The following is a 14,212-nucleotide window of genomic DNA, read 5'->3' as shown; positions in this document are numbered from 1 at the left end:
CGCCGCCCGCCATCGACGCCGGCAGCCGCCACCGCGTCTGGTGCTGGGCCCGCCAGTCCGAACCGGCGCGCGCCGCCCTGACCGCCTGAGGCCCGCCATGAACCTGCACGACACCCCCCTCTCGTCCGCGACGTCCGCGCCCCGCGCGCCTGCCGCGGTGCCCATGCTGGAAGTCATCGGCCTGAAAAAACACTTTCCCGTGGACAACGGGCGCGGCGCGAAAGTCCTGCGCGCCGTGGACGGCATATCCCTGTCCGTCCCGCGCGGCCAGACCCTGAGCCTGGTCGGCGAATCCGGCTGCGGCAAATCCACCACCGGCAAATGCCTGATCCGCCTGACCGACCCTACCGAAGGCCGCATCCTGCTTGAAGGCGAAGACCTGGCGAAGATGAACAGCGGGCAGTTGCGCGCCATGCGCCGGCGCATGCAGTTCATCTTCCAGGATCCGTTTTCGTCCATGAACCCGCGCATGCGCGTGCGCGACATCATCGGCGAGCCGCTGCGCAACTTCGGCCACGACCGCGCCGCCATCCGCGAACGCGTGGCGCAGTTGCTGGCCCGCGTCAGCCTGCGCCCCGACGCCGCCGACCGCTACCCCCACGAATTCTCGGGCGGTCAGCGCCAGCGCATCGTCATCGCCCGCGCCCTGGCGCTGGACCCAGGCCTGATCGTCTGCGACGAACCGGTGTCGGCGCTGGACGTCTCGGTCCAGGCGCAGGTCATCAACCTGCTGATGGACCTGCAGCGCGACCTGGGTCTGACCTACGTGTTCATCTCGCACGACCTGAGCGTGGTGCGCCACATCAGCCACCGCGTGGCCGTGATGTACCTGGGCAAGATCGTGGAGACCGGCACCCGCGACGCCATCTTCGATCGCCCCGCCCACCCCTACACCCGCGCCCTGCTGGCCGCCGTGCCGTCTGCGCGCCAGGGCCAACGCACGCCCGTCGAGGTCCTGAAAGGCGAAATTCCCAGCCCGCTATCGCCCCCGTCGGGCTGCGCCTTTCGCACGCGCTGCCCGCTGGCGCAGCCGCGCTGCGCCGAAGAAACCCCGCAGCCCCGCCAGATCGCCCCCGAACAGCAAGTCGCCTGCCACTTTGCCTGAACCCTATTAGCCGGAGATCCCCATGTCCCAGCCTGACGCCACCCCGTTCGACTACATCCTTGCCGGCGGCACCGTCATCGACGGCGCCAATACCCCCGGCCAGCGCGCCGACGTCGGCGTGCGCGGCGACCGCATCGCCGCCGTGGGCGACCTGTCCGCCAGCGCCGCGCGCCGCCGGATCGACGTCAGCGGTAAAGTCGTCGCCCCCGGCTTCATCGACTCGCACACGCACGACGACAACTACCTGCTCAAGCACCGCGACATGACGCCCAAGATCTCGCAGGGCGTCACCACGGTGGTCACCGGCAATTGCGGCATCAGCCTGGCGCCGCTGGCCCACGCCAGCCCGCCCGCCCCGCTGGACCTGCTGGACGAAGGCGGTTCGTACCGCTTTGCGCGCTTCTCCGACTACCTGGACGCCCTGCGCGCCACGCCCGCCGCCGTCAACGCCGCCTGCATGGTCGGCCACTCCACGCTGCGCGCCGCCGTCATGCCCGACCTGCAGCGCGAAGCCACCCCCGACGAAGTGCAGGCCATGCAGACGCTGGCCGACGACGCCCTGGCCAGCGGCGCCATCGGCATCTCGACCGGCACCTTCTACCCGCCCGCCGCCCGCGCCACCACCGAAGAGATCATCGAAGTCTGCCGGCCGCTGAACACCCACGGCGGCATCTACGCCACCCACATGCGCGACGAGGGCGAACACATCGTCGAGGCATTGGAAGAGACCTTCCGCATCGGCCGCGAACTGGACGTGCCCGTGGTGATCTCGCACCACAAGGTCATGGGCCAGCCCAACTTCGGCCGCTCCCGGGAAACGCTGCCCCTGATCGAAGCCGCCATGGCCAAGCAAGACGTCTCCCTGGACGCCTACCCCTATGTCGCCGGCTCCACCATGCTCAAGCAAGACCGCGTGCTTCTGGCCGGCCGCACGATCATCACCTGGTGCAAGCCGTTCCCGGAACTGAGCGGACGCGACCTGGAGGAAGTCGCCGCCGAACGCGGCAAATCCAAGTACGAGGTGGTGCCCGACCTGCAACCCGCCGGCGCCATCTACTTCATGATGGACGAGCCCGATGTGCAGCGCATTCTGAAATTCGGCCCCACCATGATCGGCTCGGACGGCCTGCCCCACGACGAGCGCCCACACCCCCGCCTGTGGGGCACTTTCCCCCGCGTGCTGGGCCACTACTCCCGCGACCTGGGCCTCTTCCCCCTGGAAACCGCCGTCTGGAAGATGACTGGCCTGACCGCCGCCAAATTCGGCCTGGCCGAACGTGGCCAGGTGCAGCCCGGCTACTTCGCCGACCTGGTGGTCTTCGACCCCGCCACCGTCGCCGACGCCGCCACCTTCGAACGCCCCACCGAACGCGCCGCCGGCATCCACTCCGTCTACGTTAACGGCGCCCCCGTCTGGGAAGACCAGGCCTTCACCGGCCAGCACGCCGGCCGCGTCCTGAACCGGACCACCGCCTGAACCCGCCCACCCCTTACAATCCGGCGTAGACGCGGCAGGGCTTGCGGGCCCTGCCCCAGCCCCCAACCCCTTGATGCCAGACTGCTACATGGCCCTACCCGGCAATACGTCCCCGCCCGAGATCGTGGGCAAGGAAGAGATGGGCGCCCGCCTGCGCGCCGAGCGCAAAGCCAGAAAAATGACCTTGCAGGCGCTCTCGCAGGCCAGCGGCATCGCGGTATCGACGCTGTCGAAAGCCGAACTCGGCCAGATCGCCCTGAGCTACGAAAAGTTCGCCGCGCTGGCCCGCGCGCTGGACATCGACATGACCCGCCTGTTCATGCTGCGCGATGCTTCCCAAGCCGCCGTCGCCCCCACCTACGTCAAGAACAAGCTCAGCGACGCCCGCGACTACATCACCGAGAACTACCACTACCGTCTGTTGATGGGTGAATACCCCGGCAAAAAAATGCTGCCGATGGTCGCCTTGATCGATTCGCGCAAGGTGGTGGAGTTCGAGGACTACATCCGGCACCCGGGCCAGGAGTTTGTCGTGGTGCTGTCGGGAAAGGTCCGGATCCAGTTCGAGAATGGCGATAGCGTGGTGCTGGGGAAGCTGGAGTCGGCGTATTTTGATAGCAGTATCGGGCACGTGTACCTGTCGTTGAGCAGGAAGCCGGCGGAGGTGCTGGCGGTGTGCAGCGATATGGAGGATGTGCCTTCGAGGTTGAAGGGGGAGTGAGGGAGTCGGGGCCGAGGTTTGGGCTGGGCTTGGGCTCGGCCTTCGACGTTGACCTTCAATGATTTGAAATTCTGCCTTGCACTGGCATATGGCTGTCATAGAAGCCGGCCATACTTGCGGACGAGATGCTTGGGGGGAACCCGGTCTGGACCGGGCCAGCCCTGGATATTCATATGAATGGTAATTCGTTGGCCCGGGCCACAAGCCGGCTTACGATGCCTGGCATCTACTGGGCCCGGTGCCCGCAGGAATGCTCCGACATGCAACGCTTGATCTCCCCCATTTTGACCCGCCGCCCGGCACTGCTTGCCGGCCCGCGCAGTGGACGCCGCTATGACGCGGTCTACTCCGTGAAAGCCCACCGTGAAGCCCGCATGCTGAATGAATCGGTACAGCGGATTCTGGCTGTTTCGGCGCGGTATATGTTGGCTGGAACTTGATTCTTATTTTTTGATGGCTGGCATTGCCCTAGGCAGCGCCAAAGTAAAAATCCCGCTGAGACGTCGCGTTTCAGCGGGATTCTTTTTTGAGCGCTCAATCAGGAGGCTCGGCGCTTCACGAACACGAGCTCGGGATCCTGGTCATCCAGATTTTCAATTTGGCCGCTTTCAATAAAACCAAGCTGTACAAGCAAACCGCGCATCGCGAAGTTTGACGTATTCGTCGACGTGAACAGTTTGCCGCCTTGGCATTGCAACTCCAGCGCCCGCATGATTGCCGTGGCGACGCCACGGCGCCGGGCCGAATCCTTGACCATGACCAACGGGATGAAGTCGTGCTCGAAGAAGGATTTGTTCAATACCCCGTAGCCGATTAGCGCCGAAGCCTCTTGCGCTTCGGTCGCTGCCCAGCATTGGCCAGCGGCCACCGCATTGGCGATAAAAGTCCTTCTACCCGGATCCTGCCTGGCAATCGGATCCAGTTCAATGATCGAAGCGATGTCTTCGTTCCGGGCTAGCCGGACGTTCGTTTGGGAAAGCATAGTCGCAACGCAACGAGACTCTTAGTCTATCGTTCAGATATGCCCCTATTATGCGGTGCTGGCCGCGATCTGGACGAAAATAATCTATACGGCGTGGATTACGATGTACCCACAGATATTGCCGGAATATCACTGTCAAGCATTGTCAATTAAAAAATCGGAGATCAGCTTCCGCGATATTGTGTTGCTGATTGCTTCTGCGGGAAGTCGCCAACACCTGTAGCCGGCGACGCGTCGGTATGCGGGTAGCCAACGGGTTTGAGTATTTCTTTGGGGGAATATGGCCCACCGTCGACGCTCATACTCCAGCCAAAGCAAGAAGGCTACGAATACTAAAGAAAGCTATTTTGGATGATTGGCCAGGCCATGGAGAACAACGTGTTGCTGCAAGGCAGGCGTGAACAACAGACGCGGCCCACCGTACGCCAGGTGACAATAGGCTTGGCCGTCGTCTGGGTGGCGCTGGTGGCCGGCCTTGGGTGGTGGATTTCGCAGAAGATCGTGACGGCGCAGTTGGCCAGATGGGCGGCAAGCGCCGAATACGAGGCTAAAACGACTGCGCGCGTGATGGACCGCTTGTTCACCGAGATGGTGAGCGTGGCCAATATGGTGGCGCGACAGGGTCAGGTGATTGAACTGGCCATGCGTTATCGCACAGATGCCCCAGGCGCCGCCGCGCTGACACGGCAGGAGCGCGCTGCGCAATTCACTCGCGACCCGTTGGTGCGCAGAGTCGGCGACTTCATGAACGCGCTCGCCAGTGATCTGCGTTACGCCCGCATTTACATGAACAACATGTCGGATGACACAGTGTCGGCCAGCAATTGGGCCGAGCCCGACAGCATCGTCGGCATGATCTATTCCGGCCGGCCCTACCTCGTTGACGCGTTGCGTACCGGCAGTGGCCATTATTTCGGTATCGCTCGTTTGAACAAATCCCCCTCCTATTTCGTGGCCAGTCGTATCGAAGACCCGAACGACGTGCCGTTGGGCTCAGTCACGGTGAAGTTTGACGCGCCAGAGGTCGCGCTTTATTTGACAGGACGCCATATTGCGCTGATCGTGAACCGCCAGGGACGCGTGATCACGGCATCGTCAGCAACGTTCATGCTACGCAACGTCGCGGCGCTGCTGCCGCCAGGCACGGTACTTCCACAGGACGGCGAAGAAGAGCTAGGCGAGCTCATGGATGTGCGCGCGTCAGGCGGCTCAGACCTTGCCGACCAGTGGCTCATCGACGGCAAGCCCTATCTGCTGCGGCGCCAGCCGTTGTCGGGCACACAGTATCAGTTGATCACGCTGGCTACGTTAGAGCCCCTGGCGCCCATGCGCAGACAGCATTTGGGGACGGCAGGGTTGATCGCGGTGTTCGGCTTGGTCTTGATTCTGCTATCAGGCCATGCGGCGAACCAGATCGTGATGCGGCGACAGGACGAACGGTATGCCGCCAACTATGACGCGCTGACCGGCCTGCCGAATCGACGCGCGGTGTTGGCTGAGTTGGAGCGGTTGTTCACCCTGGCAAAGCGGACGCAGCAATGGGTTCTGGTGGCGTTTATCGATCTGGATGGGTTCAAGCCGATCAACGACACCTATGGGCATGAGGCCGGCGACAGGTTCTTGATCGAGGTGGGCCGGCGCATGTCGGCCGGTCTACGTGCAAGCGATATGCTGGGTCGATGGGGCGGCGACGAGTTCGTTGTGATTGGACTCGTGGCTCCGCCCAGGTCTCACGACCCGCAAGGGGTCGTCGACGAAATGCGCAACCGACTGGCGCGGCCGCTGATCGGTACCTATACCTCAGCCGAGTGTAGTTTCGACTATCGAGGCGCAAGCTTTGGCATTGTCAGCGTGGATCCTGCCGTCAGTTCGTTACAAGCCGCCCTGAAAGAGGCCGACCGGCTTATGTATGCAGACAAACAGGCACGGCGGGCGCAGCACACGACCAAGAGCGGGCCGGCTTGCGACTCTTTCGGAAATAACGCATCAGACTGCAATATTGCATAAACGGCCACAACGATCCGGCCAAGGGCACAACGATTCACCCCACCGCATCGAATACCTCAATCAGGACGTCGCCACTGGCAACGAGGTGTCCATTACGATGCGTTCATCTCCTTCTCTTTCGCCTCCTTCTCCTTTTTTGCTCCGTCGTAATGAGACTTAATGGCAAAAAACATGCCCGTGCCCAACACGAGGATCTTGAACGTACCGAAAACTACAGGGACCCAAAAATTCATCATTCCTCAAAACGCTGCTTCAGCAGCATCAGATACTAATCGTGCAGTTTCAGCCGCCTCGGAAGACCGCCTCAATATTGTTGCCGTCGAGATCAAACACAAACGCGGCATAGTACCCCTCCGGATAACCTTTTGCAGTATCGCGTAGCCCTGGCACGCCATTATCGGTTCCGCCCGCCGTCATCGCGGCCGCGTGGAAAGCATCAACTTCCGCACGGTTCTTCGCCGCGAACGCTGTGTGCTGATGCACGCCATGCGGATGAAACTTGTCGATCCAGAAAATTGGATAGTCGACGCCATAACCGACGGCATCGGTTCCCTTGTCGACAGGAATTTGCATGACACGGCGCAGGCCAAGTGCGCCTAAGACCGAATCGTAGAACGCGGCGGAGCGCGCGACATCGGCCACGCCGATACCCGTATGGTCAATCATTGGAACCTCCCGGAGAACTCACGGACTCGTGCCCATTAAAGTTCACACATCAACGATTGTCCATATCGCGGCCGCTGATCCCCGCCTTTTTTCGCGGACTGGCAGTCTGTAACATTTTATTCGCGCAGCGCCGCTAAGTACCGGCGCTGTTTGCCATATGCGCGGATCTAAAACGTCATTCTGAAGCCTGCGGTCGCGGTGACGATGTAGCTGCCGGAGAAATCCGCATCGGCGTCGACCTGGCCATAAATCGCATAGCGATCGCCCCAACCATAATTTGCCCCCGCTCCCACGCTGCCCCAGGTTCTCGCCTTGCGGCTGGCCGCGGGGACGTCTGCCACGCGCACACGGGTCCCGTTCAGAAACTCATGTTTCACGTTGACAACGCCATAGACGCTCGATTCCCGATTCACGCCACCCGTTTGCCAATTGCTTTTGTAGTCCAGCGCGACACCGACGCGGGCCAGCAGGCTGTCGCCATTGTCGCTTTCTACGTGCGCGCCAAATCTGTCATTGAAGCTGTCGAAGCGGGTCGATACGTAGGTCAGCTGCGCCTGCGGGATCAGCGCCAGTCGCTCGTTCACCCCGAACGCCTTGCCCGCTTCGATACCCAGTCCGTAACTGTTGGCTTGGCTGCCGCCCTTCAACTTGCCGGCCAGCCGGGAATTCAGGTCGCTCTCGAACCACGTGGCCTGGGCCTGGGTGTCGATATAAAGACCATTCTTGCCGTACCAGGTGAGCGTCGGTGTCAGGCCATAGGCCGTGGTGTCGATTGTGCCGTTGCCATATGCCGAAAACACGTGTGTGTCGGCCTTGCCGTATTGAAAGGCGATGCCGCCCACCAGACGGGATCCTTCTTCTTGACCGGCCAGGATACGGTCAACACCAAATTGCGCCTTCCAGCTGTCGATGTCCTGGTGTGCGCCCGTGGTGGACGTGGAAGGCTTGAGCCGGCTCGTCGTACCCTCCATCCGGCTCCATACGCCGTTGCGGCCAACATCCGCCGAATCATAGAGGCGATTGCCGACCCGCTGGCGCAGGGTGGGCAGCCGGCTCAGGTTAAGCAGGGTGTTGGCGTAGGCTTCATAGACCGGCACACCGGGCTGATACAGCAAGGGCGGTTCGGCGCCCGGCGAAACGCCACCGGTTGGTGGCGTGCCTGGATCGGTCGGCGATGTGCCGGGATCGGTCAGCGATGATCGCAAATACCAGCCGCCGTCTGCCGAGTCCTGTTGCAGGACATAGCCGTAGGCGCCAGCCACCAGGGCCGGACGCCCCTCGATGACATAGTCGCCGTTAGCCAAATTGAACTGCCCCGCCGAGATCCCGTTGACCTGCACGATCTGGATGCCCCGTTGGGTCAACCCGCCAGCGCCTCCCATGTTCTTCACATTAACCGGTGTCGCGCCCACGGTGCCGCCCGTGATGACGAGTTTGTCGGTCGGCGAGTCGTCGCCGCCAAGTTGGGTGCGGATCTCCAGATTCCCGCCCTGTGCCCTATAGTCGCCGGCAACCGTCAGAACACCAAACCCGCTGCGCGGTCCCGGCGCGATCGTGCCCTGGTTGACCGTCGGACCGACGCGTCCCGTGCCGGTCAGCCGTGCTCCCGCCAGAACATTCACCGGCCCGCCGAGGACGCCATCGACCTGCAATGTGCCGGCCTGGATATCGGTGGTTCCCGTGAAGGCCGCGCTGTTGCCGGACAATGTCAGCCTGCCGGCGCCCAGCTTGTTGAGGCTGGAGGTCCCCGAGAACGCGGTCATCACGCCCACCTCGTAGCCGTTGGTATCGAACGAGGCGCCCTCGCTTCCGATCGCCTGCGTCAGGAAGCCATTCAGGAAATTGGCCTCGTCACGCCGAGCGCGCAGGACGCCGCCATCCAGGTTGAAGGTGGCATCGCCGGCGCCCTTGATCACCGAGCCGGTCTCCAGCACACCGCGGCCGGTGGCATCGCCGATGAGGTTCAGCGTACCGGTAGCGGTGCTGCCAACGGTCAGCCAGGTATCGCGGGTGGCAACGGCCAATCCGCCCTTGGCGATGTTCAATGTTCCCGTGCCTGCCGAGCCTATTTCGATACGGTCGCTAGCGGTGAGTGTCGAGATATCGGCCGTCGTGCTCGATACAGTCACCGTGCCAACGCCGCCCGTTTGGTTGCCGATGTAGACCGTGGCGGCGGCGCCTGGCGCGGACGATCCGACGGTGCTCACGGTCGCACCTTCCAGGACACGCAGGTCGCCAAGCCCCTCGAAACCTACGTAGATGTTGTTGAATGGGTCCCAGACGGATGTCGGCCCCGATACCGTCACGCTGCCCACGCTGCCCGGGCTGTAGCCGATCACCGCCTGGCCGCTATGGGCGGCGCCGCCGTTGTCGATGTGCAGCGTACCGCTCCCGCTCCCGCCAATCTCGAACGTGTAGAGCTTGTCGAGTTCCCACGTTGATCCCGGCCCGGATACGACAACGCTCCCGACGCTGCCGTTCTGCCCCCCAATGCTGCCCGATGTGCCTCGCGCCAAGCCGCCGTTCAGAATGCGGAGTTCGCCATTACTGCCAGACTCGTTGCCGATATACACCGGCGCCAGGCTGGTCCAAGTGGACGGGGTGCCAAGGCCGTCACGGCCTGACACCGTCAGGGAGCCCACGCCACCATTGAGGTTGCCAATGAAAGCCCAATCGTTGAGGACGGATCCGCCATCGCTGATGGTCAACGTCCCGCTGAGGGAATCGCCAACAATCAGATCGCCACCGATATTCCAATTCGGCGATTGCACCGCCCCAGGCACTATCTCGCCGGAACTGGAGACCAACTGCGCATGGGCAGGATGTGCGACATTGGCCGCATACAACACCACTACGGCCGACGTTATCCAACCCGCGCTCACTCTATGAGTACCCACCATGGCAACCCTCCTCAAATCGATGCATTTTTTGAGAGAGATTACATTGTGTCGCATTGTGTCTCTAGAAATAAATAGTAAAGAATGTTCCGCGCGATAGAAATGGCAGTCTGACAACTTATCCCTTGGGCGATGCGCGCGAGCCTGGCGGCGCCAGACGGGTCTGCCAAGGACGCTTTGAGGAACCCGCGGCCGCCGGTTATCCCGCGCTTGTGCAGGCGCAGCAGCGCTTGATTGCTGCGTTGGCCCGGCAGATCGGCCAGGATGCGACGACGGGGTCGGCCTCGCGCCAGTCGGAATGCGGGCCCGTCCAGGCGTCCTGGACGGTCTGTACAAACCCAAAGCAAAAAGCCCGCTGAAACATAAAGTTTCAGCGGGCTTTTTACGAGGAATTCTTGGTGCCGACGGCGAGACTCGAACTCGCACAGCTTTCGCCACTACCCCCTCAAGATAGCGTGTCTACCAATTTCACCACGTCGGCAAATCCAAACCAGAAAAGCATGCCTTCCTGGAAAGTCGAGCATTCTATCACGCAATTCGGCATTCTGGCGAATCCGTCCCGTTTTTACGCACGACCTTCCTCCCTCTGCCCACCTGGCGCCCTGAGGGGAATCGGGCGGATCACCACCCTGCCCCGCCTATGGCAATCAGTTGATCTGCAGGTTCGTCGCCTTGACGACGTCTCCCCATTTGCGGGTTTCGCTTTCCATGAAGGCTTTGAACGCTTGCGGCGTGTTGGGCGGCGGGGGCATCAAAAAACCGTTGGTCTGATAGTTGGCGGCCAGGGCGGTGTCGGAGGTCAGCGCCTTGTTGATGGCGGCGTTCACCTTCAGGACGATTTCCGGCGGGGTGCCGGCCGGCGCAAAAACGCCGAACCAGGCCGCCACGTCGAAGCCTTCCAGACCGGATTCGGCGATGGTGGGGATCTCCGGCGCGAAGGGCACGCGGGCCGCCGTGGTCACCGCCAGGCCAGTCAGCTTGCCGGCGCGCACATGCGGCAGCAGCGGCGGCAGGTTGTCGAAGATGGAGTCCACCTGGCCGCCCAGCAGATCCGCCACGGCCGGGCCGCTGCCGCGATAGGGCACATGCAGGATATCAATGCCGGCCTTCATCTTGAACAGCTCGCAGCCCAAGTGCGCAGACGAGCCGTTGCCGGGGGACGCGCAGGTCAGTTTGCCGGGGTTCTTCTTGGCGTAGGCAATATATTCCTGCACCGACTTGACCGGCACGTTGGCATTGACGGCCAGAATGTTGGGCACCACGTTCAACAACGCGACGGCGTCCAGGTCCTTGAGCGCGTCGTACGACATCTTGGAGTACAGCGACTGGTTGATCGCCGTTGAAATCGACCCCACGAACAGGGTGTAGCCGTCGGCCTGCGCGCGGGCTACCGCTTCGGCGCCAATGTTGCTATTGGCGCCCGGCTTGTTTTCCACAATGAAGGTCTGGCCGAGTTCCTTGCCCAGCACGTCCGCGATCATGCGGGCGCTGATGTCGGTCGTGCCGCCAGGGGCGTAACCGACAACCAGCCGGACAGGTTTGGCCGGATACGTGTCGGCCTGGGCGTGCACCTGCCCGGTAGCCGCGCAGGCGAACAATACCGCCATCCCTGCCATTTTGAGATTCATCTTTTTCATGTCTCCTCCAGTTGAAAACGATCGGCGCGCGACGAATGGCGCGCCCCTATTTTTTTGGGGTGCTGGGCAAGGCTGCCCTTGCGGTCGTTCGGCTGCCTGACGCTATGCGGCGCAGGCCGGACGCACCGGCGCGATCAAATCCGGTGTGACATCAGCCAACGTCCGGCAACCGAGCAGCGCCATGTTGGTCGAGATTTCGCTGCGAAATATCTCGGTGACTTTGCGGATGCCGGCGTTGCCGCCGACGGCCGCACCGAACAGCTGGGGACGACCGGTGAAGACCATGCTCGCGCCCAAGGCCACGGCCTTGAGCACGTCGGAGCCGCGGCGAAAGCCGCCGTCCACCATGACCGGCAGCCCCGCAGGCACAGCTGCCACGACGTCGGGCAGTGCCTGCAAGGGCGAAATGCAACCGTCAAGCTGACGCCCGCCATGGTTGGACACAATCACACCGTCGACGCCGGCTTCAGCGGCCAACTGGGCGTCCTCGGCGTGCATCACGCCCTTGAGCACCAGCTTGCCCGGCCAGTTCTCACGGATCCAGCGGATGTGCTCCCAAGACAGCTTGTCACGTTCGCCACGAAAGCCGTTGGGCGGTTCTTGCGTGATGGGCGGTCCGATTTCCTCATACAGATTCGCGAAGCGCGGCACGCCGCTGCCCAGCAGCGTGCGCAGGAAGACGTCCAGACTCCAGCGCGGATGCCGCATGCCGTCCAGCACCACGCCGGGACTCATTTTGAATGGCACCGTGAATGCCAGCTTCTGCAAGTTTTCGCGATTGGCGCCCACGCAGGTATCGATAGTCACCACCAGCACGGGGATCTCGGCCTGGCGGAGCCTGGCGATCAGCTTGGCGATGCGATCGACGTTGCCCGGCAGATAAGCCTGATACCAGCAGCGCTTGCCGGTTGCCTCCTGCAGCCGCTCCAACGGCACGCTGGAGGCGCCGCTGATGATGAACGGAATCTCGGCATCCTGCGCAGCGCGCGCCAGCGCCAGATCGCACTCGTGCATGACGATGGCCGAAAATCCCGTCGGGGCAAAGCCGACCGGCATGGCATACACCTGGCCGAAAAGGCTGACTTGGCTGCTGCGTTGGTCCACCACACGCAGGCCGCGCGGCCGGAAACCGATGTCGCGCAGCGCCCGCACGCTCTCGTCCAGCGACGCGCCGTCTTCCGTGCCGCCACAGACGTAACCTTCGACGCAGCGCGGCAGAATGCGGCGCGCCTCAAGTTCGAAGTCGCGCACCGACAAGCAGCGGCTCAAGCGGCTCATGCCGCCACCGGCGTACCGGTTTGCACCCCCAGCGCCTGCAGGCAAGCAGCCAGAGAACGGTCCTGCGTGTCTTGGTAAAGCGCCAGTTCGTCCTGCACCGGCGCGCCCAGCGCCTGTTCGAAAGCCACCTGGCTGGCGTTCTGCGCGTATTCAGCCTGGGCCTTGTCGCCCAGATTCGACTGGAAAATCCCTGCGGCGCTGACGGGTAGAAAGTCCTCGTACACCAGCGGCTCGAACCGGATGTAGCCCTGGCCGATAAGAGACTGCACATCGCCCCCTTGCGCAGCGCCTTGTTTGCCGGTCAGGAAGTAGCGGAAATAGGCCAGGCCTTGATCGTGCAATTGCGCGTAGTCATCCGGAAACGCGGCAAAACAATCTTGCAGGTTCTGCATGTAGGCGGCGGCATTGCTTTCATTGGGCGCGCCGTTGATGCGGCTGCGCGCCAGATCCAGCGACTGGTCATACAGCGCCCGGCCCTTGCGGGTCAGGGCGATACCGCGCTGCTCGATCTCGCCGAAGCGGGCGGTATGGCTGCCCACCCCGTTCTGGCCGTCCGCGCCGGCGAACAGGACCGGTTCTTCCAGGGCCTTGAAACTGGTCTGACGCAACAGGATCGGGCACTTGCGCGGCGGCGGACCTTCGATCACCGCCTTGGCCGACACGCCACGGCGCGGCATCTCGGCCTGGGCCTCGTCGATGTCCAGCGTGCGCGGCGTCAGATGGTTGATGTGCGGTCCCTTGAAGGCCACCACATCGGCGATCAGGCGGTGCTGGCTGTGCAACTCCTGGTAGTCATCCAGGCTGACAGTCGCCTCGCTGTGCCAGCGGAACGTATGCAGCGCTTCGGTGACGAATTCCTGCGCATCGGCGTCGTTCAAGCCGCCCTGCGTTTCGAAGCGACCCGCCAGTTCCAGCGTCCGAGCCGTGAATATCTGGCGCGTGGCCAGAATGCGGGCGGCCTTGTCGCGCAGCGCCGCGTCGTCGATCAGTTCCAAGCGCAGCAGCGACGTAAAGACGCGGAACGGGCTGGCTTGCAGAGAGGCTTCGTGCGTGGCGCGAAATGCCGTCGCATGCACCGGCACACCGGCCGGCGACAGGTCGTAGTAACCCACCGGCTGCATGCCCATCACGGCGAACACGCGCCGCATGTTGGCAAGTTCTTCAGGGGTGCCCACGCGAATCGCGCCGTGGCGCTCAATGTCCAGGCGTTCGATTTCGCCCGTGCGCGCCAGTTGTTCGGCAAGCTCGGGGTGCTCGGCCAGCGTCTTGGTATTGACGTCGGCGACCAAGGCCAGCAAGGTGTCGTACAGGGGCACTTCCGACTTGTACATGTCGGACATGGCACGGGAGAAGCTGGCGCGGATTTGATCCGGATCGACGAAATTCTGACTCATGGCGGGCTCGGCACATCGGTAAACAGGGATGGTCCGCATGACATCATG

Annotated in this window: 11 protein-coding genes and 1 tRNA gene; 5 read left to right on the top strand and 7 right to left on the bottom strand. The window is 62.9% G+C overall.

Translation table 11 applies throughout. The annotated features are described in order from the left end of the window. Positions 1-97: 97 nt before the first annotated feature. From HG262_RS08675 to HG262_RS08660, 4 genes are all read left to right on the top strand, one after another. Positions 98-1,105: a dipeptide ABC transporter ATP-binding protein gene (locus tag HG262_RS08675; protein WP_282437006.1), complete on the top strand. Its 1,008-nt coding sequence runs from the start codon at positions 98-100 to the stop codon at positions 1,103-1,105. A 22-nt stretch (positions 1,106-1,127) separates the two neighbouring features. Continuing rightward, positions 1,128-2,582: a D-aminoacylase gene (locus tag HG262_RS08670; RefSeq protein WP_169270607.1), complete on the top strand. Its 1,455-nt coding sequence runs from the start codon at positions 1,128-1,130 to the stop codon at positions 2,580-2,582. An 88-nt stretch (positions 2,583-2,670) separates the two neighbouring features. After that, on the top strand, positions 2,671-3,303 hold the full coding sequence (locus HG262_RS08665; protein ID WP_169270606.1) for an XRE family transcriptional regulator: 633 nt from the start codon (positions 2,671-2,673) through the stop codon (positions 3,301-3,303). Positions 3,304-3,563: 260 nt separating this feature from the next. After that, a complete protein-coding gene (locus tag HG262_RS08660; RefSeq protein ID WP_169270605.1) occupies positions 3,564-3,743 on the top strand; it encodes a hypothetical protein in 180 nt (59 codons plus the stop codon). A gap of 98 nt (positions 3,744-3,841) precedes the next feature. Here the strand turns inward: HG262_RS08660 and HG262_RS08655 are convergent, their stop codons facing one another. After that, positions 3,842-4,285: a GNAT family N-acetyltransferase gene (locus HG262_RS08655; protein WP_169270604.1), complete on the bottom strand. Its 444-nt coding sequence runs from the start codon at positions 4,283-4,285 to the stop codon at positions 3,842-3,844. A 366-nt stretch (positions 4,286-4,651) separates the two neighbouring features. On the opposite strand from HG262_RS08655, the gene HG262_RS08650 reads away from it, so the two are divergent. Next, positions 4,652-6,292 carry a sensor domain-containing diguanylate cyclase gene (locus tag HG262_RS08650; RefSeq protein ID WP_169270603.1) on the top strand — a complete coding sequence of 547 codons (1,641 nt, stop codon included), beginning with the start codon at positions 4,652-4,654 and terminating at the stop codon, positions 6,290-6,292. Positions 6,293-6,574: 282 nt separating this feature from the next. Here HG262_RS08650 and HG262_RS08645 read toward each other — a convergent pair whose 3' ends face one another. From HG262_RS08645 to HG262_RS08615, 6 genes are all read right to left on the bottom strand, one after another. Continuing rightward, positions 6,575-6,958 carry a VOC family protein gene (locus HG262_RS08645; protein WP_169270602.1) on the bottom strand — a complete coding sequence of 128 codons (384 nt, stop codon included), beginning with the start codon at positions 6,956-6,958 and terminating at the stop codon, positions 6,575-6,577. A gap of 167 nt (positions 6,959-7,125) precedes the next feature. Further along, the gene (locus HG262_RS08640) at positions 7,126-9,858 is read right to left on the bottom strand and encodes an autotransporter outer membrane beta-barrel domain-containing protein (protein WP_169270601.1); all 2,733 of its coding nucleotides are present in this window, start codon (positions 9,856-9,858) and stop codon (positions 7,126-7,128) included. A 393-nt stretch (positions 9,859-10,251) separates the two neighbouring features. After that, positions 10,252-10,336: transfer RNA gene (locus tag HG262_RS08630), tRNA-Leu, on the bottom strand. Positions 10,337-10,502: 166 nt separating this feature from the next. After that, positions 10,503-11,492, bottom strand: coding sequence for a tripartite tricarboxylate transporter substrate binding protein (locus HG262_RS08625; RefSeq protein WP_169270600.1), 990 nt, complete (start codon positions 11,490-11,492; stop codon positions 10,503-10,505). 102 nt (positions 11,493-11,594) lie between these two features. Further along, positions 11,595-12,770, bottom strand: a complete 1,176-nt coding sequence (locus HG262_RS08620) for an alpha-hydroxy acid oxidase (protein ID WP_169270599.1) — start codon at positions 12,768-12,770, stop codon at positions 11,595-11,597. Then, positions 12,767-14,164 carry a VOC family protein gene (locus tag HG262_RS08615; protein WP_169270598.1) on the bottom strand — a complete coding sequence of 466 codons (1,398 nt, stop codon included), beginning with the start codon at positions 14,162-14,164 and terminating at the stop codon, positions 12,767-12,769. Before HG262_RS08615 ends, HG262_RS08620 begins: the two co-directional genes overlap by 4 nt. Positions 14,165-14,212: the final 48 nt, after the last annotated feature.

It is taken from the genome of Achromobacter sp. Bel (assembly GCF_012928505.1).
Lineage (GTDB): Bacteria > Pseudomonadota > Gammaproteobacteria > Burkholderiales > Burkholderiaceae_B > Achromobacter.
The sequence above is the reverse complement of the archived record's forward strand: the minus strand, read 5'-3'. Positions and strand labels throughout refer to the sequence as shown.